19 protein-coding genes, 1 pseudogene and 1 riboswitch are annotated in these 22,988 nt (G+C 36.9%); of the genes and pseudogenes, 13 read left to right on the top strand and 7 right to left on the bottom strand.

What is annotated here, in order from left to right; genetic code table 11:
* The first annotated feature begins 1 nt into the window (after position 1).
* The 3 genes from ACN0NP_RS01800 (at position 2) to ACN0NP_RS01790 (ending at position 2,238) form a co-directional block, all read left to right on the top strand.
* Positions 2-445, top strand: coding sequence for a protease inhibitor I42 family protein (locus tag ACN0NP_RS01800; protein WP_423217445.1), 444 nt, complete (start codon positions 2-4; stop codon positions 443-445).
* Between the two features lie 18 nt (positions 446-463).
* The gene (asnS, locus tag ACN0NP_RS01795) at positions 464-1,810 is read left to right on the top strand and encodes an asparagine--tRNA ligase (RefSeq protein WP_004232648.1); all 1,347 of its coding nucleotides are present in this window, start codon (positions 464-466) and stop codon (positions 1,808-1,810) included.
* 143 nt (positions 1,811-1,953) lie between these two features.
* Positions 1,954-2,238 carry a hypothetical protein gene (locus tag ACN0NP_RS01790; protein WP_033153048.1) on the top strand — a complete coding sequence of 95 codons (285 nt, stop codon included), beginning with the start codon at positions 1,954-1,956 and terminating at the stop codon, positions 2,236-2,238.
* Positions 2,239-2,274: 36 nt separating this feature from the next.
* Here ACN0NP_RS01790 and ACN0NP_RS01785 read toward each other — a convergent pair whose 3' ends face one another.
* A complete protein-coding gene (locus ACN0NP_RS01785; RefSeq protein WP_024343785.1) occupies positions 2,275-2,838 on the bottom strand; it encodes a LytS/YhcK type 5TM receptor domain-containing protein in 564 nt (187 codons plus the stop codon).
* Between the two features lie 3 nt (positions 2,839-2,841).
* Complete coding sequence (locus tag ACN0NP_RS01780; RefSeq protein WP_423217444.1) at positions 2,842-3,825, bottom strand: nucleoside hydrolase; 984 nt, start codon at positions 3,823-3,825, stop codon at positions 2,842-2,844.
* Positions 3,826-3,929: 104 nt separating this feature from the next.
* Positions 3,930-3,973, bottom strand: a riboswitch (PreQ1 riboswitch).
* Between the two features lie 156 nt (positions 3,974-4,129).
* On the opposite strand from ACN0NP_RS01780, the gene ACN0NP_RS01775 reads away from it, so the two are divergent.
* A complete protein-coding gene (locus ACN0NP_RS01775) occupies positions 4,130-4,510 on the top strand; it encodes a RidA family protein (RefSeq protein ID WP_004232636.1) in 381 nt (126 codons plus the stop codon).
* A gap of 64 nt (positions 4,511-4,574) precedes the next feature.
* On the opposite strand, the pseudogene ACN0NP_RS01770 reads toward ACN0NP_RS01775, so the two are convergent.
* Positions 4,575-8,955 (bottom strand): annotated as a pseudogene (locus ACN0NP_RS01770) (acyl-CoA dehydratase activase-related protein).
* A 291-nt stretch (positions 8,956-9,246) separates the two neighbouring features.
* Between ACN0NP_RS01770 and ACN0NP_RS01765 the strand changes: the two are divergent.
* The 8 genes from ACN0NP_RS01765 to ACN0NP_RS01730 all read left to right on the top strand — a co-directional run bounded on the left by ACN0NP_RS01765 (position 9,247) and on the right by ACN0NP_RS01730 (position 17,379).
* Positions 9,247-9,858: a TetR/AcrR family transcriptional regulator gene (locus ACN0NP_RS01765; RefSeq protein WP_074479487.1), complete on the top strand. Its 612-nt coding sequence runs from the start codon at positions 9,247-9,249 to the stop codon at positions 9,856-9,858.
* Positions 9,859-9,931: 73 nt separating this feature from the next.
* Positions 9,932-10,702: a DUF1003 domain-containing protein gene (locus ACN0NP_RS01760; RefSeq protein ID WP_423217443.1), complete on the top strand. Its 771-nt coding sequence runs from the start codon at positions 9,932-9,934 to the stop codon at positions 10,700-10,702.
* On the top strand, positions 10,695-11,585 hold the full coding sequence (rapZ, locus tag ACN0NP_RS01755) for an RNase adapter RapZ (protein WP_021142742.1): 891 nt from the start codon (positions 10,695-10,697) through the stop codon (positions 11,583-11,585). The genes ACN0NP_RS01760 and rapZ overlap by 8 nt, the downstream gene beginning before the upstream one ends.
* Positions 11,582-12,559 carry a YvcK family protein gene (locus ACN0NP_RS01750; protein WP_039691725.1) on the top strand — a complete coding sequence of 326 codons (978 nt, stop codon included), beginning with the start codon at positions 11,582-11,584 and terminating at the stop codon, positions 12,557-12,559. Before rapZ ends, ACN0NP_RS01750 begins: the two co-directional genes overlap by 4 nt.
* The gene (gene whiA / locus ACN0NP_RS01745) at positions 12,556-13,467 is read left to right on the top strand and encodes a DNA-binding protein WhiA (RefSeq protein ID WP_024343788.1); all 912 of its coding nucleotides are present in this window, start codon (positions 12,556-12,558) and stop codon (positions 13,465-13,467) included. The genes ACN0NP_RS01750 and whiA overlap by 4 nt, the downstream gene beginning before the upstream one ends.
* 18 nt (positions 13,468-13,485) lie before the next feature.
* Positions 13,486-14,883: a C69 family dipeptidase gene (locus ACN0NP_RS01740; RefSeq protein WP_423217442.1), complete on the top strand. Its 1,398-nt coding sequence runs from the start codon at positions 13,486-13,488 to the stop codon at positions 14,881-14,883.
* Positions 14,884-15,012: 129 nt separating this feature from the next.
* A complete protein-coding gene (locus tag ACN0NP_RS01735; RefSeq protein ID WP_423217441.1) occupies positions 15,013-16,524 on the top strand; it encodes a zinc ABC transporter substrate-binding protein AdcA in 1,512 nt (503 codons plus the stop codon).
* A 129-nt stretch (positions 16,525-16,653) separates the two neighbouring features.
* Positions 16,654-17,379 carry a glucosaminidase domain-containing protein gene (locus ACN0NP_RS01730; RefSeq protein ID WP_021142737.1) on the top strand — a complete coding sequence of 242 codons (726 nt, stop codon included), beginning with the start codon at positions 16,654-16,656 and terminating at the stop codon, positions 17,377-17,379.
* A 371-nt stretch (positions 17,380-17,750) separates the two neighbouring features.
* Here the strand turns inward: ACN0NP_RS01730 and ACN0NP_RS01725 are convergent, their stop codons facing one another.
* Complete coding sequence (locus ACN0NP_RS01725; protein ID WP_423217440.1) at positions 17,751-18,905, bottom strand: DNA cytosine methyltransferase; 1,155 nt, start codon at positions 18,903-18,905, stop codon at positions 17,751-17,753.
* Between the two features lie 31 nt (positions 18,906-18,936).
* On the opposite strand from ACN0NP_RS01725, the gene ACN0NP_RS01720 reads away from it, so the two are divergent.
* On the top strand, positions 18,937-19,974 hold the full coding sequence (locus tag ACN0NP_RS01720) for a hypothetical protein (protein ID WP_423217439.1): 1,038 nt from the start codon (positions 18,937-18,939) through the stop codon (positions 19,972-19,974).
* A 253-nt stretch (positions 19,975-20,227) separates the two neighbouring features.
* Here the strand turns inward: ACN0NP_RS01720 and ACN0NP_RS01715 are convergent, their stop codons facing one another.
* The 3 genes from ACN0NP_RS01715 to ACN0NP_RS01705 form a co-directional block, all read right to left on the bottom strand.
* Positions 20,228-20,770 (bottom strand): hypothetical protein, encoded by a 543-nt coding sequence (locus ACN0NP_RS01715; protein ID WP_423217438.1) that lies wholly within the window; start codon positions 20,768-20,770, stop codon positions 20,228-20,230.
* A gap of 172 nt (positions 20,771-20,942) precedes the next feature.
* Positions 20,943-22,199: a MobV family relaxase gene (gene mobV, locus ACN0NP_RS01710; RefSeq protein ID WP_423217437.1), complete on the bottom strand. Its 1,257-nt coding sequence runs from the start codon at positions 22,197-22,199 to the stop codon at positions 20,943-20,945.
* A gap of 316 nt (positions 22,200-22,515) precedes the next feature.
* Complete coding sequence (locus ACN0NP_RS01705; RefSeq protein ID WP_423214859.1) at positions 22,516-22,932, bottom strand: hypothetical protein; 417 nt, start codon at positions 22,930-22,932, stop codon at positions 22,516-22,518.
* Positions 22,933-22,988: the final 56 nt, after the last annotated feature.

Raw genomic sequence — 22,988 nt, 5'->3', positions numbered from 1 at the left:
GATGTCCAAAAAACGAAAATTTCTAATTGCGCTAGTAGCTCTTTCAGGAATCATTGTCGTTGGACTGGGTATCCATTTTAAACCAGAATCTCCAGAGTTAACCAAAGTTGGTGATTACGCTGTCAAATCAGATGGTATGAACTTTGAAATTGACTTAGCAAGTAATGCAACAACAGGTTACAGCTGGTCAGCTAGAAATGTCGATGAGCAGTATTACAGTTTAGACGATATTGTTTATCAAACTTATCCTAGTAAAAACGTACATGTTGGTTCTGGTGGTTATTGTCGACTTGTTGGAAAAGTCAAAAAAGCTGGGCAAAGCCAGTTCAATTTAATTTACTGCCGAGATTGGGATAGTGGTAAGCCAAAATTGACTTATCGTGTCACCATTAGTAGCACAAAAACTAAAATTAGTAAGATTAAACTGACAGAAATGTCAGAGTAATATTTGAAAAGAGGAATTATGTCTAAAGATTACGTATCAATTATTGATGTTAAAAATCATGTTGGCGAAGAAGTCACAATTGGGGCTTGGGTCGCTAACAAATCAGGAAAAGGGAAAATTGCTTTCTTACAACTTCGTGACGGGACAGCGTTCTTCCAAGCAGTTGCTTTCAAACCAAACTTCATCGAAAAATATGGTGAAGAAGAAGGAACTGAAAAATTCAACACAATCAAACACCTTAGCCAAGAAACTTCTATCCTTATCACAGGTATCGTTAAAGAAGATTCACGTTCAAAATTTGGTTACGAACTTGATGTGACTGACCTTAAAATTGTTGGTCATTCAGAAGATTACCCAATCACACCAAAAGAACACGGTACTGATTTCTTGATGGACCACCGTCACTTGTGGTTGCGTTCACGTAAACAAATGGCTATCATGCAAATCCGTAACGCTATTATCTACGCTACATACGATTTCTTTGATAAAAATGGTTTCATCAAATTTGATAGCCCAATCTTGTCAGGAAATGCTGCTGAAGATTCAACAGAATTGTTTGAAACTGACTACTTCGGTACACCTGCTTACTTGAGCCAATCAGGTCAATTGTACCTTGAAGCTGGTGCTATGGCACTTGGTCGTGTATTTGACTTTGGTCCTGTATTCCGTGCTGAAAAATCTAAAACTCGTCGTCACTTGACAGAGTTCTGGATGATGGATGCTGAATATTCATTCCTTTCACACGAAGAATCACTTGATCTTCAAGAAGCTTACGTTAAAGCTCTTATCCAAGGTGTTCTTGACCGTGCTCCTCAAGCACTTGAAATCTTGGAACGTGACGTTGACCTTCTTAAAAAATACATTGCAGAACCATTCAAACGTGTATCTTACGATGATGCAATCGACCTTCTTCAAGAACACGAAAATGATGAAGATGCTGATTACGAACACCTAGAACACGGTGATGACTTTGGTTCACCACACGAAACATGGATTTCAAACTACTTTGGTGTACCAACATTCGTTATCAACTACCCTGCAAGTTTCAAAGCATTCTACATGAAACCAGTTCCTGGTAATCCAGAACGCGTTCTATGTGCTGACCTTCTTGCACCAGAAGGATACGGAGAAATCATCGGTGGTTCAGTCCGTGAAGATGACTACGACACATTAGTAGCTAAAATGGATGCTCTAGGTATGGATAAATCAGAATATGAATTCTACCTTGACCTTCGTAAATACGGTTCAGTACCACACGCAGGATTCGGTATCGGTATCGAACGTATGGTAACATTCGTAGCTGGAACTAAACACATCCGTGAAGCAATTCCATTCCCACGTATGCTACACCGCATCAAACCTTAATAGAAATCAATTTATAATAAAAGCCAAACCATTTGTGGTTTGGCTTTTTGTTTTGAAATCGTTATTTTTTGTAAAGGAATTGTAAGAATTTCTTTTGCTTCCTTTAAGTTTTGTTTGTTACTATGATAAAGGAGGTAGTAAACATGATGACTTATATCACGGAGATTGCCTTTTATGACTCTATTTTTTCGGTCACTTTAGAATTAGCTAAAGTATCAAATACACTTTTAAAAACGATAAAAAATAGAGTAAGACTTGTTGAGAATGAATTAAAGACATGGGGAGATAGTGTTTCAAAACTATTTCGAATGTCATCAAACGTTGAACAATTTTATAAAAGGCTTTTTATGCGTGCGATGCAGAAACATTTTTCAGATTTAGGAGAGAACAAGGCAGTTCTTTCCATCACATGCTGTAAAAAGAACTAAAAAATACCCAGCTATTTTGATAGCTGGGATTATTTATTAATTATTTACTTTTTTCATCATGATGCTTGGTGCAAATGTTTTAAGAGATTTGATGATAGTTAGCACTAGGACAAGGCTGATTAGGCGGTCTGCGTAGTCAGTAATTGCTTGTACAAGAACTAGACTTGCAGTCAAATCAATGCCTAAGCCGTGAAGAATTTGCGCCAAAATACCTGAACCACTTGATGTAATACCGTGGAAGAGGATAACTGTGATACTTGATGAGACGATTGTACCTGGAAGTGAAACAAGTAGGCTCTTCCAGATTAAGTCTCTTGATTTAGTTGATTCTTTAACGAGAAAACCTGTGATAAAGGCTGCGACGATAGCAACAGGTGCAAAGTAGATGGCAAAAATATCTGTAGTCATCCAGCTGATAAGAGCACTGATGATTGCTGCTCCAGCACCAAGCCAAGGTCCAAAGACAACTGCAACGAGTAAAGTTCCAATCATGTCGAGGTAGATTGGTAAACGTAGGAAAAGTGCGATATTTGCACCGATATAGTTAATAGCGATAGCAATTGCCATAAAAGAGATAATACGAGTAGATGTGTTTTTCATGATTTAACTTTCTAACTGTAGATTTTTTAGATCATCTTGAATGATATCTTTTTGTGCATCTAAAAGTACGGTTAGAAAATCTTCCCAGAATAAACTTGGGTTTACTTGTGTTAAAATTGTGCTGTTTTTAGCTTTGTGGTAAAAATCATATTGGTCAACAACTGTTTGACCAAGTGCAATACCGTCAGTAACAACATCTGTATAGGCATCAAAACCTGAGCACACTTCGCTATTGATAAAATATGCTAGCGCAAGCGGGTCATTAATCACGCAACCGATGATATGTTCGTATTCCCAGTGAAAATCAAAATAAAAACGGGTAATTTTAGTGATGAATGCTGTCATTTCAGCGTTAATACGACTCATATATTCTAAGTGATTTGGTGTCAATACAATATGACGTGTGACATCAAGTCCAACCATTTCAAGTTTACAGCCTAATTTTTCGAAAGTGATTTGAGCTGCATGTGGGTCACACCAATAATTGTACTCGGCTACTGGAGAACAATTTCCATGTGATTTGAAATTTCCACCCATGCTCACAAAGCGGTGACAGTTTTTGCCAAGGTTAGGGTTAATTTCAAGTGCTTTAGCAATATTTGTTAAAGGACCAAGAGCGATAATGGATGTATTTTGTGGTTCTTTAAAATAGTCTGCTAAAAAGCTTTCTGCAGATTGTTCTTGAGCTTGGTGATTGCCTTTAAGTTGGAAGTAGGTTTCTCCTAAGCCATCCATTCCGTGAGTATCTTGAGCAGAAACGTAGTCACGTTTTATAGGGGCACTTGCTCCTTGATAAACAGGGACATCAAGACAATTGAGGAGTTCAAGGGTAGTAAAGGTATTTTTTACTCCGAGGTCAGTTGGACAATTTCCAGCAACAATAGTAATGGCAACCACTTCAAGTTGAGGATGTTTCAAGGCATAAAGCAGTGCCAAAGTATCGTCAATTCCTGGATCACAGTCGATAATAATTTTTTGTCTTGTCATGTTTCCTCCTTTCTTAAAAAATTTGATAGAAAATAAAAAGCAGCCTTGTTTTATAAAAAACAAAGCCACACAAAAACAAGCCCTAAAAAGGCATGTCTATTTGTAGATAGCTAGTTTTTTATTCTGGGAGTTTTCGAACCAGTCCAAAAGTAGTACTTTTGATTATGCACGCCTACTATTATATAAACATTTTTGACATTTGTAAACATTTGAAAAAAGATTGAATTTTATTTGTTAAGAAGGTTGAATTTTCTGAATATTGTGATATAATAATTCCAATCTATTTGAGAGAAGGTGAAAGTTCATGGCGAAAACAATTCATACGGACAAAGCGCCCGCGGCAATTGGTCCTTATGTTCAAGGAAAAGTCGTTGGTAATTTCCTTTTTGCTTCAGGTCAGGTCCCCTTGTCACCTGAAACAGGCGAAGTTATCGGTACAACTATTCAGGAACAAACCAAACAAGTCCTTAAGAATATTTCTGCTATTTTAGCAGAAGCTGGTACTGATTTTGATCATGTTGTCAAAACAACTTGCTTCTTAAGTGACATGGATGATTTTGTTCCATTTAATGAAGTGTACGCGACAGCCTTTAAGGCTGATTTTCCAGCGCGCTCTGCTGTTGAAGTTGCTCGTTTGCCAAAAGACGTCAAAGTGGAAATTGAAGTCATCGCTTATCTCGACTAGATGTTCTATTATATTATTTGACCATGAAAAAAGTTCGCTACTCTCTCAGCGAACTTTTTTCGTTTTATTTTGCATTTACAGTGTTTTGCATTTTTTTAGCTGTTGTCATCATTAAGCGAATACGATTCAATTGGTTAACTTCTGATGAACCTGGGTCGTAATCGATTGGTGAGATGTTAGCACCTTTGAATTGACGGCGCAATTCTTTTAGCATTCCTTTACCAACGATGTGGTTTGGAAGACAACCAAATGGTTGAAGACAGACAATATTTTTAACACCGTTATTGAGCAGTTCAATCATTTCACCTGTCAAGAACCAACCTTCACCAGTGTGGTTACCGATTGAGATAACTTTTGATGCACCTTTTGCAATGTCGTAGATTGACTCGATACCTTCAAAGCGTTCAGATTTTTCGAGAGCCTTGTTCATTGGTTTTTCAAGAAGGTTGATGGCATCAATACCGAGTTTTGCAAAACCTTTTGCTTTTTTACTCATGTTGAGCTCGTCAGCTTTCCAAATTTGGTTGAAGAGCGAGTAATTCATAAAGCCGATGAGGTCTGGAACAACGGCTTCACCACCTTCATTTTCAATGATAGCAACAATATCGTTGTTGGCAGTTGGAGCGTATTTGACGAGAATTTCTCCGACGACACCAACGCGTGGTTTTTGTCCAAAATCAACAGTTTCAAGTGTATCGAATTCTTTAATGATTTGTTTCATATTGTGGTTGAATTCGAAGTATGAGCCTGATTTAACGTTTTTACGGGCAATTTCTAGCCATTTATGATAAAGAGCATTAGCAGAGCCTGGAACAGCTTCGTAAGGACGAACGCGGTAAAGAACACGTTCAAAGAGGTCGCCGTAGAGAACGCTGATGAGCAGGCGTTTGACAAATGGAAGCGTGATGTTCCAGCCTGGTGTTTCTTCTGTACCTTGATTTCCCATTGAAATTGAAACGACAGGGATTTGAGGGTAACCAGCATCTTTGAGAGCTTTACGTAATAGCGGAATGTAGTTAGTTGCACGGCAACCGCCACCAGTTTGTGTCATCATGACACTGGTATTGTTGAGGTCGTATTTTCCACTTTGAAGTGCTTCAATCAGCTGACCGATAGTGATAATAGCTGGGTAGCAAGCATCATTGTGGACATATTTTAGGCCAACGTCAACAGCTTTTCTATCCATAGCAGGCAAAATCACAACGTTATAGCCAGCTTGTTTGAAGGCTTCCTCAATAAGTCCGTTTTGGTGAATTGGAGAAAGCATTGGCATTAGAAGCGTGTGTTTTTTCTTCATTTCTTTAGTGAAGACAGGTTCTTTAACCTCTTCAACATCAGCAGAGCTATTAAATTGTGGTGCTTGGTTGAAAATGTGGTCAAGATTTACTTTTTTAGCTTTCTTATCACGTTCTTCAACAGCAGCTTTGAGGGAGCGAAGTCGAATACGGATAGCACCTAGGTTGCTTCCTTCATCAATTTTTAGAACAGTGTAGAGCTTGTTGTGAGCTCGCATGATTTCTTCAACTTGGTCAGTTGTTACGGCATCAAGTCCGCAACCAAAGCTGTTTAGTTGGACAAGTTCAAGATTTGGGTTTTTAGAGACGACTTTGGCAGCTGCATAGAGTCGAGAGTGATAAACCCATTGGTTAACGACACGAAGTCCAGCAACTTCTTCAAGACCTGAAACCATATCTTCAGTTAACACGTGGAATCCTTCTTGCGTGATGATGTTTGCGATACCGTGGTTGATTTCTGGGTCAAGGTGATATGGACGACCAGAAAGAACAATAGCTTTTTCGTTATTTAGCGCTAAGCGGCTAAGAAGTTCATCAGCTTTATCTTGTAAATCTTTTTTGAAATCAGCAATGACTTGATAGCCGTGTTCGACAGCTTTTTTAATATCATCAACAGTAATGTCATCGTAGCTACTAAAGCTTTTAGCAAGTGATTTCACAACAGATTCGTGGTCAGCAAGGTTGACAAATGGATGGAAATACTTGACTTCACCGTTGCGGATTGGGTCCATATTTTTTTCGATAACTTCTGGATAGCTTTGAACGATTGGACAGTTGTAGTGATTAGGTGCTTTGCTGTTTTCAATTTGTTCGTAAATGACACTTGGATAGAAAATGGCATCAACTTTACGGTCGATTAAGCTTTGAATGTGACCGTGAACCATTTTTGCAGGATAGCAGACAGTATCACTAGGAATTGTTTCAATTCCTTTTTCAAATAAGCGTTTGTCAGATTTTGGAGAAATTTGAACACGAAAACTAAGGTCGGTTAAAATAGTGTGCCAGAGAGGGTAATTTTCATACATGTTAAGCACACGAGGAACACCGATGACACCATGTACAGCATCTCGTTTTGAAAGAGCTTTGAATTTAAAGAGCTTTTTATATTTGTAATCAACGAGATTTTCTTTTTTATTTGAACGGTCAAATTTAATTTTAGTGACTTTTTCAGCACCGCGTTCACAACGGTTACCAGTGACGAATTTTGAACCGTCGTTAAAGATTGTTACGGTTAACGCACAGTTATTTTCACACATCCCACAACGTGTGAATTCTTTTTGAGTGGTAAATTGATCGAGTTCTTCAAGCCCCATCAAACTAGAGTGTGTGCGATTTTTTTCAAGTAATGTCTCAGGCATGCAATCCTCCTTTTACTGAAGTGGCAAGTTCTACTGTGGGTTCAGTTGCAGTAATTTCGTCATTATATTTTTCTTGCGCGATGATAGCACATCCATATGCTCCCATTAGCCCAGCGATACTTGGACGAACGACTTCGCGTTCACTAACGAGTTCAAAGGCACGAAGTACAGCTTCGTTGTAGAATGTACCACCTTGAACGACGATTTTTTCACCTAAATCTTCAGGACGTTTAAGTTTGATAACTTTGTAAAGTGCATTTTTGATGACAGAATATGATAAGCCTGCAGAGATATCAGCAACAGTTGCACCTTCTTTTTGAACTTGTTTAACTTTTGAGTTCATGAAAACAGTGCATCGTGAACCAAGGTCAACGGGGTGTTTGGCAAGAAGTGCGACTTTGGCAAAATCTTTGACATCATATTTAAGGGATTTAGCAAATGTTTCAATAAATGAGCCACAGCCTGAAGAACAAGCTTCGTTTAGCTGGATACTTGATAAAGCACCATCGCGGACACTCATGGCTTTCATATCTTGACCACCAATATCAAGGATAAAATCAACACCTGGGTTGAAGTAGTTGGCAGCTTTAAAGTGAGCAACGGTTTCAACTTCACCGTAATCAACGTGCAGCGCAGCTTTTATCAGATTTTCACCGTAACCTGTCACGCAAGAACGGGCGATAAAGGCATTTTGAGGGAGTTGGTGGTAAAGTTCTTTTAAGATTGAAATGACATTTTCAAGAGGTTGTCCTTGGTTATTGCCATAATGTTGGAATAAAATAGCGCCATCAGGGTCAGTTAGAACGACTTTTGAAGTTGTTGAACCAGCGTCGATTCCGAGAAAAAGTGGACCTGAAGCAAAAGCAATGTCTTTGTATTCAACACTTGCTTCATTGTGACGAGCACGCCAAGCATCAAGTTCTGCTTGGTCTTTGAAAAGAACATCGAGTGTGTTTTTAGGAACAAGAGATGTTGATGTGTTAGTTTCCAGATTTTGAATGATTTCAGACAAAGTAATCTGAACTTGATTTTCATCAAGAGCAGCTCCCATTGCCACAAAGAGTTGAGGATTTTCAGGGAAAATCACATTTTCTGGTTTGATATCAAGTGTTTCAATGAAACGTTGACGTAGTTCACTCATGAAGAAGAGCGGTCCACCAAGAAAGGCAATATTTCCAGTGATTTTACGTCCAGAAGCTAACCCCGCAATCGTTTGGTTGACAACGGCTTGGAAAATAGAAGCAGCAATATCTTCTTTTCTAGCACCTTCGTTAATCAAAGGTTGAACATCAGTTTTGGCAAAAACACCACAACGGCTGGCAATTGGATAGATGGTTTCATAGCCTTTGGCTAATTCGTTGACGCCGTTGGCATCGGTTTTCAAAAGCCCAGCCATTTGGTCGATGAAGGCACCTGTACCACCGGCACATGTCCCGTTCATACGTTGTTCAAGTGTGTCACCAAAGAAAGTCATCTTGGCATCTTCACCACCAAGTTCAATGACGACATCAGTTTGTGGGATGAATTTTTCAACGGTAGTAGTGGCTGCGATAACTTCTTGGACAAATGGAATTTTAGCAACGTCTGCTAAGCCCATTCCCCCAGAACCAGTTATGGCAATACTGACCTTGTGGTCACCAATTTCTGAGATAGCTTCGTTTAAAACTTTTATGGTAGCTGTTTTGACGTCTGAGAAGTGACGTTCATAGCGTGAAAATAACAACTGATAATTCTCGTCGAAAATGACAACTTTGACGGTTGTCGATCCGACATCTATACCTGCTTTATACATAAAAATACCAAAAGTGTTAGAAAGTGATAGATAATATTATTCCTAAAAAATGATATTATCTAGCAACGAATAATATAGTTACGTCGGCTGTTCTTTAACACTATTTCAATCCTTTCTTACGATATCTAACACAGTGTTAATGCCACAACAAGTTGTTGCTTATTCAACAGAGTGTTTGTTATAATAGTATTATAAAACACTCATTGTCAATTGCAATCGCTAATTTTGGGCGTTGTGTTGTTTAAGCAACACATTCCCGACAATCTGTTGTTTATCTCGGGAGGTGTCGCTGTGAAATTTACTGATATTCGCTATTTGAGAACTGAAAAATTAATTTTTGATGCATTTGCTAAATTGCTTAGTGAGAAGCCTTATGAGAAAATCACTGTACAAGATATTGCTGATGAGGCTATGATTAATCGTGCCACCTTTTATGCTCACTATGCTGATAAAGATGACCTTCAACAAGGTATTCAAAAACAAGTTTTGCAGCAAATGTCCGACATGATTGATGCAGCTCAGATTGCAACTGGTGAGAGAGTCAAGGTTAAAAGAGCTGAAAAACTTTTGACAGAATTTTATCATGGTTTGGAGAGAAATTCGGCAATCGCGAAAATTGTCTTAAGGAGTATTTCTCAAGAAGTCATGCAAGAAAATTTCGGGCGTTTGATGCACGAAAAATATGACCATTTATTAGAAAAATTAAATGTCACAGAATCTGGTGAACAAGTTCCAACAGAATTTATTGTGGCTTATTTGACAAGTATCTTTTCAGGAACCTTATTCTGGTGGATAAAATCAGATTTTTCGATGCCTGCAAAAGAACTAGCACGTTTAGTTTTGACGTTGATTAGTAATGGTCATTTGACTGTTATGGGAGTTATTATTGATCGAGAAGATTAGTGGAAAAAGGGCTGAGAAATCAGCTTTTTTGTTTTATTTTTGATATAATGTAACAGACAGAAAGAAGGATTGTATGAGTCAAAAAAAGCTGTTTCAAGATTGTATTGATAATTGCTATTATCCCATTGAAGAGGGATCTTTCTTGTATTCATTGGATATCAGATTACAAGAGATTGTTAAGCGACAGTACCCTGATTTGGGAAAGGATGCTTTTATCAGCAACAAGAATCTGACTTACTTTCGCCTTCTTTTTCTAGAAGAGATTATTGATAAGGCTAATCGAAAAAATGATTGTGTTCGTGAGGCAGTGTGTGATGCGGCTAAGCATCAAGGATACACGGCACTGGATGTTCAAGATCAATTGGATCGAAAGATTACATTTGGACAACGAATCGCTGATGATGTCGCACGTTTTGGTGGTTCATGGACGTTCATTATTACCTTTATTTGTTTTATGGGAGCTTGGATGGCTTTAAATGTCATAAAACCTTTTGGCATTGCTTTTGATAAGTACCCATTTATTTTATTGAACCTTGCTTTATCAACGCTAGCAGCGATTCAAGCGCCACTGATTATGATGAGTCAAAATCGTGCATCGGATTATGATCGCTTGCAAGCAAAGAATGATTACAATGTTAATAAGGTCTCAGAAGAAGGAATTCGATTACTGCACACCAAGCTCGATCACTTGGTTCAGCAAGATCAATCAGATTTATTGGAAATTCAAAAATTACAAACGGAAATGCTTGCTTCTCTAACAAAACAGCTGGTCAGTATGCAAGAAGAGCAGGCTCGTTTGATGGGTCAAATTGAAAAAATGAGAGGGAGCGAAGAAAATGTCTGATAAAGAAATTAATTTGGTTATTGTGACAGGAATGAGTGGTGCTGGTAAAACAGTCGCTATTCAATCCTTTGAAGATTTAGGCTATTTTACTATTGATAATATGCCGCCAACGTTAGTGCCAAAATTTATTGAATTAGTTGAGAAAACAAGTGACAATAATCGTGTTGCTCTTGTTGTTGACATGCGCAGTCGTCTCTTTTTCAATGAAATTAATTCAGTCCTTGATAAAATTGATTCAAATCCGAAAATTGATTTCAAGATTTTATTCTTGGATGCAACAGATGGCGAATTGGTGGCACGTTACAAAGAAACACGTCGTAGTCATCCATTAGCTGCTGATGGTCGTATTTTGGATGGTATCAAGTTAGAACGTGAACTCTTGGCACCTTTGAAAAACTTGAGTCAGAATGTTGTTGATACGACAGAATTGACACCACGCCAATTGCGTAAAACTATTTCTGAACAATTCTCAAGTGATGAAAATCAAGTATCTTTCCGTATTGAGGTTATGAGTTTTGGTTTTAAATATGGTTTGCCACTTGATGCTGACTTGGTGTTTGATGTGCGTTTCTTGCCAAATCCATATTACAAACCTGAGCTTCGTAATCAAACAGGTCTTGAAAAAGATGTGTACGACTATGTTATGAACCATGAAGAATCAGAAGATTTCTACCAACATTTGACAGGATTGATTAAACCAATTTTGCCTGGCTATAAAAAAGAAGGAAAATCTGTTTTAACGATTGCTGTTGGTTGTACAGGTGGTCAGCACCGAAGCGTAGCTTTTGCTCACCGCTTGGCTGAAGACCTTAAAGCGGATTGGGTGGTTAATGAAACTCACCGTGATAAAAATCGTCGCAAGGAGACTGTGAACCGTTCATGAGAAAACCTAGAATTACCGTTATCGGTGGAGGAACAGGAATTCCTGTTATTTTAAATAGTTTAAGGCATGAAGAAGTCGATATTACAGCCATTGTAACGGTTGCTGATGATGGCGGAAGCTCTGGGGCGTTGCGTTCGGTAACGCAGATGACGCCGCCAGGAGACCTTCGAAATGTTTTAGTAGCCATGAGTGACATGCCTAAGTTTTACGAAAAAGTTTTTCAGTATCGTTTTGCTGAAGGCGATGGGCTACTTGCAGGGCATCCACTTGGAAATCTAATCATTTCAGGAATTGCTGAAATGGAAGGCTCTACCTACAATGCCATGCAGATTTTGACAAAGTTTTTCCACGTAACAGGAAAGATTTATCCAGCCAGTGAAAATCCGCTAACACTGCATGCTGTTTTTAAAGATGGTCATGAGGTGGCAGGAGAAAGTCATATTGCTGATTACAAAGGCATGATTGACCATGTCTACGTTACTAATACTTATAACAATGAAGAGCCAACCGCCAGTCGTAAAGTTGTCAATGCTATTATGAATAGTGACATGATTGTGCTTGGACCTGGGTCATTATTTACATCTATTTTGCCAAACCTAGTGATTCCAGAAATCAAGCAAGCCTTGATTGAAACGGATGCTGAGGTTGCTTATGTTTGTAACATCATGACACAGTACGGCGAAACTGAACACTTCACAGATGCTAATCACGTTGAAGTGCTTAATCGACATCTTGGTGAAAACGTGATTGATACCGTTCTTGTCAACATCGAAAAAGTGCCGCAAGATTACATGGATCACAATAAATTTGACGAATATTTGGTTCAAGTTGAGCATGATTTTGCGGGGCTTCGTAAGCAAGTTAAGCGCGTGATTTCATCAGATTTTCTTCGTTTGGAAAATGGCGGAGCTTTTCACAATGGCGACTATGTCGTTCAAGAATTAATGGACCTTGTGAGGATTAAGACGCGATGAGTTTTACAGTAAAAGTTAAAGAAGAATTGTTGAATTTATCGCGATTTGATAAGAGCGAGTTGTCAGCGATTATCAAAATGTCAGGAAGCTTGGGATTAACTTCTTCAGGCTTGACCTTGTCTATCACAACCGAAAATGCCAAAGTTGCTCGTCATATTTACGAGTTGATTGAAACCATTTATCATGTTCAGCCTGAAATCAAATATCACCAAAAGACAAATCTCCGTAAGAATCGTGTTTATAACGTTTTTGTTGCTGAAAATGTCAGAGAAATTTTGACAGACTTGCAGTTGGCAGACTCGTTCTTTGGTATTGAGATGGGGATTACCCCAACGATTTTAGATGATGACGACAAGGGACGTGCTTATTTGCGCGGAGCCTTTCTTGCAACGGGAACTATTCGTGACCCTGAATCAGGGAAATATCAACTAGAGATTTTTTCTGTTTATCAAGACCACGCCGAAGATTTGGCTAACTTGATGCGAAAATTTATCCTTGATGCCAAGGTTATTGAGCATAAAAATGGTGCAGTGACCTATCTTCAAAAAGCTGAGGATATCATGGATTTCTTGATTGTCATCGGTGCCATGGAATGTAAAGAGATTTTTGAGGAAGTCAAGATTATGCGCGAGACACGTAATGATGTCAATCGTGCTAATAATGCTGAGACTGCTAATATCGCAAAGACAGTAACAGCCAGCATGAAGACAATCAACAACATCATCAAAATTATGGATACTGTTGGTCTTGAAACACTTCCAATCGAGCTTCAGCAAGTTGCAAAAATCCGTGTTGAGAACCCAGACTACTCAATCCAGCAGATTGCTGACCACTTGGAGGGCACCCTAACGAAGAGTGGCGTTAACCACCGACTTCGCAAAATCAATAAAATCGCAAATGAATTATAGAAAGAAGGAATATTTGCTATGTCATGTACTACAATTCTCGTCGGCAAAAAAGCGTCTTATGACGGTTCAACAATGATTGCCCGTACAGAAGATTCACAAAGTGGTGATTTTACACCGAAACAATTTATCGTGGTTAATCCAGAAGATCAACCACGTCATTATAAATCAGTTTTATCTTCATTTGAAATCGATTTGCCAGATAATCCAATGCGCTACACTTCAGTGCCTGATGCTTTGCGTAAAGATGGTATTTGGGGTGAAGCAGGTATCAACGAAGCTAATGTTGCGATGAGTGAAACAGAAACAATCACAACAAATGCGCGTGTTTTGGGTGCTGATCCGCTCGTTGAATCTGGTATCGGTGAAGAAGATATGTTGACATTGGTGCTTCCATATGTCCGTACAGCGCGTGAAGGTGTAAAACGTCTTGGTGCGATTCTCGAAGAATACGGTACTTATGAATCAAATGGTGTTGCTATTTCAGACGTTGATGAAATTTGGTGGTTGGAAACAATCGGTGGTCACCACTGGATTGCTCGCCGTGTGCCAGATGATTGCTACGTGACAAATCCTAACCAACTTGGAATTGACCACTTTGAATTTAACAACCCAGATGACTACATGTGTTCAAATGATTTGCGTGACTTTATCGATGATAATAACTTGGATTTGACTTATTCAAATGAACATTTCAATCCTCGTTATGCCTTTGGTAGTCAACGTGATAAAGACCGTCATTACAACACTCCACGTGCTTGGGCAATGCAACGTTTCTTGAATCCAGAAATCAAACAAGATCCACGCAGTTTCTTTATCCCATGGGCACAAAAACCATATCGCAAAATTACTGTCGAAGATGTGAAATATGTCTTGAGCAATCATTATCAAGACACTGAATTTGATCCATATGGACCAGAAGGTGATGCTGTTAGCCAACGTACCTTCCGTACAATCGGTATCAACCGCACAAGCCAAACAGCTATTCTTCAATTGCGTCCAGACCAACCACACGATACAACAGGTATCCAATGGTTGGCATATGGCTCAATGCCTTTTGGAACAATGGTGCCATTCTTTACTCAAATTTCTACAACACCAGAATATTTTGCAAATACTGGCGAAAATGTTTCAACAGATTCGTTCTACTGGGCAAACCGCTTGATTGCTGCTATTGCTGATCCACATTTCCACCAACACGAAGGTGATATTGAAGCCTATGTTGAAAAAACAATGGCAGCAGGACATGCACGCATCAAACGTGTTGATTGTGCTTTAGCAAATGGTGAAAGCGTCGATTTCGATGCTGAAAACCAAGCTATGAGTGATTACATCCAAGAAGAAACTCAAAAACTTTTGAATAAAGTTCTCTTTGATGCAAGCAATCTCATGACAAACCGTTTCTCAGTAAGCGATTAATCGTTCAATCCCTTGAAGTTTTTCAAGGGATTTTTATTTTTTAAGCAAAAAATGCTTGCAAAAAACTAAAAGTTCAGATATACTTTACTGGTAAACTATTAACTTAACTAGTTAAGAAAAGGAGCCATCATGAAGAAGAAATTTCTTTTGTTCATAAATTTACTTGCGCTTTTGTTTGCATGGCAAGTTAGCCATATCAAGCAAGTTGCAGCAGATGACAAGATTAAAGTTGTGACAACTTTTTATCCTGTCTATGAGTTCACCAAAGCTGTCACAGGAGATTCAGCCGATGTGTCGATGCTGATTAAAGCAGGAACTGAGCCGCATGATTTTGAACCATCTACAAAAAATGTCGCAACGATTTCTGATGCTGACATGTTTGTTTATATGGATGATAGCATGGAAACATGGGTTAAAAAAGTTCAAAAATCAATTAATTCTGATGATTTGACTGTTGTCAAATCTACTGGTGATATGCTTTTGATGGCTGGCACTGCTGAAGAAGGGGAAGAAGGTCATGAAGGGCATAGCCATGAGTATGACCCACACGTCTGGTTATCACCAAAGCGTGCTGTCACATTGGTTGAAAATATCCGTGATGCTTTTGTGGCAAAATATCCTGATAAAGCTGCAACTTTTAAAACTAACAGTGCAGCTTACATTGAAAAGCTTAATGATTTAGATAAAAAGTATTCAGATGCTTTATCAAATGCTAAGCAAAAAAGTTTTGTTACTCAGCACGCTGCTTTTGGATACTTAGCACTTGATTACGGTTTGAACCAAATTCCAATTACTGGTGTATCAGCTGAATCTGAACCTTCAGCCAAACGTCTAGCAAGCCTTACAAAATATGTCAAAAAATACGACATCAAATACATTTACTTTGAAGAAAATGCTTCAAGCAAAGTTGCAGCAACTTTAGCAGACGAAGCTGGAGTTAAAACTGCTGTGCTAAATCCGCTTGAAAGTTTGACGACAAAAGAAATCAAAGCAGGTGAAGATTACTTCACTGTGATGAAAGATAACTTAAAAGCTTTGCGATTGACAACAGACGTTAAAGGTAAAGAAATCAAGGCTGAAACAGATGATACCAAAACTGTTCAACACGGTTATTTTAAAGATAAAGACGTCACTGACCGTAAACTAACAGATTGGTCAGGAACATGGCAATCTGTTTACCCATATCTGCTTGATGGTACGCTTGATGAGGTTTGGGAATACAAGGCAGATGCCTCAAAAGGTGAACAAACAGCCCAAGAAGTCAAAGATTATTACACAACTGGTTACAAGACTGATGTTGAAAAAATCATTATTGACGGTAAGAAAAACACTGTTACATTCGTTCAAAACGGTGAAGAACACAAGTACACTTACAAATATGTAGGTTACAAAATTTTGAAATACGAAAAAGGAAATCGTGGTGTTCGTTACTTATTTGAAGCAAAAGATGATAATGCTGGTGACTTTAAGTACATTCAATTTAGTGATCACAACATTTCATCAACAAAAGCAGAGCATTTCCACTTATTCTGGGGAAGCACTAGCCAAAAAGCTATTCTAAAGGAAATGGATAACTGGCCAACTTACTTCCCAGCAAGCAAATCAGGTCAAGAAATTGCTCAAGACCTTGTTGCTCATTAAGATAAAAAGGTTTGAATCATCTGATTCAGACCTTTTTTGATTGTATGGAGATGAGTTTTTGTACGTTGTCAGTCCTTGAAATCTTTGTTATAATTGAAACAAGATAGCACTTACATTTTAGGAGGCCACGTGAAAGAAAAACAAGTTACGAAATTCTTTTTAGCTTGTTCGACCTTAGTTACTTGCATTACTCTTGGGATTAATCTCACATTTCGTCACGCTGCTCACGCAGTGATTGCTGAGTCTGGTGAGGTTTCGCCAACTGCAACGGCAGATTTTATCGCAAGTATTGGTGAAACAGCTCGACAAATTGGTCAAGAACGAAATCTTTATGCTTCAGTGATGATTGCACAAGCTGTTTTAGAATCAAATAGTGGTCAATCCGCACTTAGTCAGCAACCTTATTATAATTTTTTTGGTATTAAGGGAGCTTACAATGGCAATTCAGTGACCATGCAGACATGGGAAGATGATGGTAGTGGCTACACTTACGAGGTTGACCAAGATTTTCGTTCCTATAATAGCTTGTCAGATTCGCTTAATGATTATGCTAATTTGTTAAGTTGGGACCTTTATGCAGATACCTGGAAATCAAATACCACATCTTATCAGGATGCAACAGCAGCACTCACAGGTCGATATGCAACAGATACAGCATATGCTGATAAATTAAATGCACTAATTGAGCAGTACGGTTTAACAACATATGATGACCCTGTCGTTGTTGAAGAAGAGAATCAGACAAATAGTGAACAGACAACTGACCCGAATCATGTTTGGAATAAGTACCGCGGTTCGTATACAAGCAAAGACATCTTAGCAGAAGATGAAGCGTGGATAGCATATATTAGTTAAAAGACGTTAGCTTTCAAGTTAACGTCTTTTATATAACAAAAAAACCAGCTCTTAATAGAGTTGGTTTTTTCTGTAGTAAAATGCGGTTTATTATTTTGTGAAACCGTATTTTCCAAACATTATATATGATATTAGCAAATACCTTTTAAAATAAGGCTTTAACGGATTTTAATTTTAAAAATTTATATATATATTAAGTATTTATAAACGTGTACGGTACCAAAAAGGTACCAAAAATATTAAGTTTCGGAGCTTATAAAACAATGAAATTTCACTCAATTATGTTGAGCGTTTTTTATTTTATAAAAATACTATATTAAAAAGGAATCTCAAAATTTGAAATTCCTTTTTATGTTATAATGTTGATAAACTTACTTAACTTTTTCTAGCTGTTGGAGTGAATAGTATACACTTCTTGCAATATTCCATGCCATTACAGGAGGAACAGCATTTCCAATTGCTTTATAGGCTGCTGATGCACTAGTAGTAAAAATAAAGTCATCTGGAAAAGATTGTAGCCTAGCACATTCTCTGACACTTAATCGTCTCCAACCTCTCATATCATCGGGTTCAAAACCTTCTAAAGAACGATAGTGAGCTTCTATATTTCCATGGTGCTCTGCTCGAATAGTTGGGGAAGGTCGATTAGCATCAATTTTGTTATTACCTTGAGTTTTTTTCCCTGGGTAAAATTTTGCTTTTGAAATATCACGTGAAGTATGGTTATAGATTGTTGGAGTATTTATTTTGTTCCAAAGATCATCAATCCCTTCTTTGGCAGTTCTCCATTTGTTTCCAGTAGTTTCACCAGTTTCATCAAATAATTTAGCAGGGTAGTACTGATTATTTATATCTCCTAGGTCTTTTCTAATTCCCATTATGATTACCCTCCTTCTTGTTTGAGGAACACCGTAATCTGCAGAATTTAATACATTATATTGTACGTTGTAGCCGGCCTTGTCAAAATCCTCTAGTATTGTGTCAAGGGCTGAACGATTAACATTTTCTCCTTCTATGTTTTTTCGAGAATTACGAATTCCATCAACATTCTCTGCAACAAACATCTTTGGTTTATAATGCTTGATGACACGAATCATTTGTAAGTATAACTGTCCTCTTGGGTCACTTAATCCTCCACGTTTACCTGCATAACTAAAGGTTTGGCAAGGGAAGCCACCCAGAACAACATCGATATTTATGTCAGAAATTGGCTGTTTGGTATTTTTTTCAATGTCCTCATCTATATCTTTTAACTCAAGCTCTGAAATACTTCTTCGTTCAACTTTGTGATGAAAATTATCCTCATAAACATCTGCAGCTTGCTTGAAAATATCATTTGAAAACACTAGAGAGAATGGGTTTTCTTCGTAATGTGTTCCTAAATAATCAAAGTTTCCTCGGAAACCTAAATCCATCCCTCCAGCTCCTGAGAATAGGCTAAGTACGTTTAATTTTTTTTTGCTTATTGTCGAAACATTGTTAGCATTGATTGTTTTTAAATTATTATGGTAATAAGTTTTTGACATATTCTATTCCTTTCAAAACGAGGTGAGTATTATGAATGTAACAATTGAAGAAGTGTTAAATTCAATAAAGAATTATATTGAATCTAATACTTGGAAAGAAATTTATTTCAAAAGCAAAGGGAATGATAATGGATTTGAAAAATTAATCGAGTTTATTATTCCCGATATTGAAAAGAAATTTAGCGGTGTAACTATCAATCTAATAAGCGGACATCATTTTCCAGATGTAGACATTGTTATAAACGGAATAAAATTTGGACTTGAATTAAAAAGCTCTCAAAGGGGACTATGGGCAATTCCAGGGAACTCCATTTTTGAAAGTATTTCTGAAGATAATTACTCCGATATTTATTTGATGTTTGCAAGTCGAAAAAAAGATCCATCAACTAAACAATTCGTATTTCAATATGAAATCAAATATAAAAAGTATTGGGAAGTAACAAGTAGCATTTCGGTAACCCACAGCCCTAGATTTATTATTAATATGGATTCGCAGGATAGTGTTTTTAATTCTTTATTGGAATATGATGAATTTAGAAAAATGTCAAATGAGTCAAAAGCTACCTTCGCTCAAAGAATTTTGAGAGAAAAAGCTGACGGTGTAAAATGGTATACTTCTTCGGAGGTTGAATCAGTTAAGGTAACTAATTTCTCAGATTTATCCAATGATAGAAAAAAAGAATTAATAACAGAATTACTTGTATTATTTCCTACAGATGTTCTTAGAAAAAGAAATGATTATACAAGGTGTACAAATTATCTGATAGATAAATACTATATCTACTCAAAAAGTCTTCGAGATGTATTTTCGGCAGGTGGAAAAATAAATAAAAATGGAGTTAAAATTCCACAAACGCTCCAAAACTTTCTCAATCATATTAATTCAATTCAAAATATTTTAGAAAATGCTAATGATGAATTTAAAAAAGTAGCATATGAATGTTGGGGAATATTACCCAAAGAGGATTTCCTATCAGATTATCAATTAGTTGTTGATAATTGGATAGGTAAAGAGTTCAAAAATGAGCTATCACAATTGAATGTTACATCCATATTTGACTTACAATAGTATTCTATCACAAGTTTTATGGCGCGTCAATTACCGCGTCATAAAGTTTAGAATGTAAGAGTTTATAAATATTTTTTGGTTATATGATAAAAAAGGCCCCTTGAAAAAGGAGCCTTTTTAAGGAGCTAAGAACCCAATCGGGGATTTACCTGAGCAAGGGCAGGAGGCAGCACCTCTACCTAGTACTCACAAGGAGCACTCTTTGAATGAGTCGTCACCGACACAAACTCAGTCTTAGCTCATTACCAATATATCATTTTAAATTCTTTTTAGTCAATTTTTTTATATAATTAATTCGCTCAATTGGAAGCATGGTCTTTTCAGATTTAATGAGTCTGCGATATATTCCAAAACGAGTATCATCATCTGAAAGATCTTCAATGAATTTCAAATAACCTCGGACATAGTTTTCTTCATCCGTAGGTGCAATTCCAATTAGCATTTTTCCTTTATGCTCTTCAGATGTTTCGTATCCAAATTGTGCATTATATCTTTCTAATTCTTTATCAGTAGCGTAAGCAAAATGGATATTATAATTTTTTAGTTCCTGTTTTATGCAACGAAGCTGTAATTCACTTTCATAAAAAACTTTAAATTCTTTTGTTTCCCTAACAGACTTATTGATATCATCCTGAACACCTGGTTCAATATCAACATAATTATCATAATCTGTGTGAATAAAAGTCCACCATAATAAAAATAAGAGATTTTTTCCAGTGTATATTGGATCAATGCCACCTTTATCCTTTTTTGATAAGTCGTGATGAAAGTAATAAAAAGCTTTTTTATTTGTCATTTTATTTGCTCCTTGATTTTTAAAATTTATTCCATGATCTACTTGTCAGCAAGTAACCTATGCTATTTTTATCTAATTTGTCGGTTGTCAGCTCTTCAGTCTGACAACTCGTCAAATTTAGTCTAAATCGCATAGCTTGCTATCAAGTAGCTTTCACGGCATAAAAGTGATACTAACTATTTTTATCGACAAGATTTTTAACTTGTCTAATAACTGTTTTGGCTAATCCTATTGGACTTAAGCTATTGACAAGTGAAAGTGTGTTTTGAAAAACGGGCTTTGGCATAAATTCTTTTGCTTTCTCTCTCCAAATAGTCATCTTTTTGTTTAATAAGGTTATTTGATTATCTAGATTTTCAATTTTGTTTTTTAACTGCCTATTTTCCTGTTTTAATATTAAATTCTCATCACTTGTATTACGATAAGACAATAAACTTCTTGATAATTGATTGTTCTCTGACTGAAGTTTAGTTAATTTATGTTTTAATTTAGAGTTGTCTAACATATTTTTCTTTGCAGTATGATAAAGTTTTTCAAATGTCACTTTTTCCATTTTCAACCTACCGTCAAATGTTCGTTTGATTAGATTATTTTTTTGTAGATTATCAATGTTAAAGTTATCAAGTTCAGTTAAGTCTATTTTTAAATCTGAAAGTTCCTTGATTTCTTTTTCGTATTTTTCAATGGTTCCGACAGTTTCCCATTCTTTGTTTTCAAGTTCTGAAAGAGCTTGTTTTTTATTATCGATATCATTTTGTAGCTTATTTAATTGACTTTTAGCATTGCCAATTTCGCTGTTTTTCTTATCAATGGCTTTGTCAGCCATTTTTAGTATTTTTTGTTTTTCTTTAAATTCTTCCGTTTTTAGATGCTTTTTCTTACTATCTGCCTCACCTCGTTGTAAATGGTACCCCTGTTTATTAAGGTATTTGGGTAGTTCATCTTGAATTTCCCTTAATTTTTCTCGGTTCCCAAAAAGTGCTTTGGAGCTTAATTTACCATCTTTCATTGGCACAATTCCCAAATGCATGTGTGGTGTACTTTCATCAAGATGTACACTAGCATAGGCAATGTTAGCTTCTCCATATTTTTCAGCAAAGTAGTTTTTAGCACTCTCAAAGAATTCTTTAGTTTGTTCTTGGTCTAGCGACTCAAAAAATGTTTTATCTGATGTAATAACCCATTCGTTACATAGTACAGCATCTTTGCGAATTCCACGACTAGATATGCGATTTTCATTAATATGCTCCTTTATTTGTTTATGGTAAGTTTGATTTTTATTGCGATTGGTTAGTTCATAGTTAAGGTGAGAACGACTTGGATCTATATCTTTGTTAGAGTGATTTTTAAAAACACGTTCATTATGATTATAAATACCACTTAATTGACTAGATTTGTATTTTTCCATTCTAGCTACAATATAACTCATATTTCAAAGCTCCTTTCTCGGCTCAAAAGGTCGCCGAGGTGGTGGCGGAAATTGCCACCACGAATAAGCAACCATACAATTAGTTTCCTCTTAAGAGATCGGCACTACTTCCATGTAAAGTGTAACGCACTACGCTTTACTTCGTAAAAGTGCGTTCTCCGAAGGGTCTTGCAGACGGCTGGTCGCTCCAAAAATAGTAGCGACATCGGAACAACTCTCGAGCCACAAGAGAAGTTCCGACTATACTCGCCGAAGCGAGTAAGGCACTTAGTCAGTGCCAAAGGTCGGACGGATTCGCATTGTCCGACAATTTCCTTTAAAAAAGAGTGAAGCTAAGTACTATCGTAATGATAACAATAAGTAAGATAATCCTCTGTCGTTCTAAACTCCTAATGTAATCTAGTAAATCGTATCTTTCTTGAATAAGGTTATTACGATTTTCAAGTGATGAAGTTAATTTATTAGCTAACTTATCTATCCTAATTTGCATGTCTTGTTTTTCTTCTTTATTTGTTTTCTTGAGTTTATTTAATTCATGCTCTAATTTTATGACATCATTTTCAAAAGCATAATCTTCTAGTATCTTAATGCCTATTAAATCAAGGTTTTCAACCTTTTGGTTGTCTCTGTATAAATGACCATTTAATCTGTTTTTATATTTAGGCGACCGTATCTTCTTATATACGGATTGAGTAGTTACTCCTTGACTCTCTGCATAGTCTTTTATTCTCATTTTTAACCTCTCAAAGTATTGGTATTAATGTATTTTCAACCTTTTGGTTGAAAGTA

The organism is Streptococcus equinus (genome assembly GCF_049393805.1).
GTDB classification, from domain to species: domain Bacteria; phylum Bacillota; class Bacilli; order Lactobacillales; family Streptococcaceae; genus Streptococcus; species Streptococcus equinus.
This window is presented reverse-complemented; position numbering and strand designations above follow the sequence as displayed.

Bases quoted from the DNA above. Each gene is read 5' to 3' on its own strand.
- ACN0NP_RS01800 (WP_423217445.1), top strand. From the start codon at position 2: ATGTCCAAAAAACGAAAATTTCTAATTGCGCTAGTAGCTCTTTCAGGA.
- asnS (WP_004232648.1), top strand. From the start codon at position 464: ATGTCTAAAGATTACGTATCAATTATTGATGTTAAAAATCATGTTGGC.
- ACN0NP_RS01790 (WP_033153048.1), top strand. From the start codon at position 1,954: ATGATGACTTATATCACGGAGATTGCCTTTTATGACTCTATTTTTTCG.
- ACN0NP_RS01785 (WP_024343785.1), bottom strand. From the start codon at position 2,838: ATGAAAAACACATCTACTCGTATTATCTCTTTTATGGCAATTGCTATC.
- ACN0NP_RS01780 (WP_423217444.1), bottom strand. From the start codon at position 3,825: ATGACAAGACAAAAAATTATTATCGACTGTGATCCAGGAATTGACGAT.
- ACN0NP_RS01775 (WP_004232636.1), top strand. From the start codon at position 4,130: ATGGCGAAAACAATTCATACGGACAAAGCGCCCGCGGCAATTGGTCCT.
- ACN0NP_RS01760 (WP_423217443.1), top strand. From the start codon at position 9,932: ATGAGTCAAAAAAAGCTGTTTCAAGATTGTATTGATAATTGCTATTAT.
- rapZ (WP_021142742.1), top strand. From the start codon at position 10,695: ATGTCTGATAAAGAAATTAATTTGGTTATTGTGACAGGAATGAGTGGT.
- ACN0NP_RS01750 (WP_039691725.1), top strand. From the start codon at position 11,582: ATGAGAAAACCTAGAATTACCGTTATCGGTGGAGGAACAGGAATTCCT.
- whiA (WP_024343788.1), top strand. From the start codon at position 12,556: ATGAGTTTTACAGTAAAAGTTAAAGAAGAATTGTTGAATTTATCGCGA.
- ACN0NP_RS01740 (WP_423217442.1), top strand. From the start codon at position 13,486: ATGTCATGTACTACAATTCTCGTCGGCAAAAAAGCGTCTTATGACGGT.
- ACN0NP_RS01735 (WP_423217441.1), top strand. From the start codon at position 15,013: ATGAAGAAGAAATTTCTTTTGTTCATAAATTTACTTGCGCTTTTGTTT.
- ACN0NP_RS01725 (WP_423217440.1), bottom strand. From the start codon at position 18,905: ATGTCAAAAACTTATTACCATAATAATTTAAAAACAATCAATGCTAAC.
- ACN0NP_RS01720 (WP_423217439.1), top strand. From the start codon at position 18,937: ATGAATGTAACAATTGAAGAAGTGTTAAATTCAATAAAGAATTATATT.
- ACN0NP_RS01715 (WP_423217438.1), bottom strand. From the start codon at position 20,770: ATGACAAATAAAAAAGCTTTTTATTACTTTCATCACGACTTATCAAAA.
- mobV (WP_423217437.1), bottom strand. From the start codon at position 22,199: ATGAGTTATATTGTAGCTAGAATGGAAAAATACAAATCTAGTCAATTA.
- ACN0NP_RS01705 (WP_423214859.1), bottom strand. From the start codon at position 22,932: ATGAGAATAAAAGACTATGCAGAGAGTCAAGGAGTAACTACTCAATCC.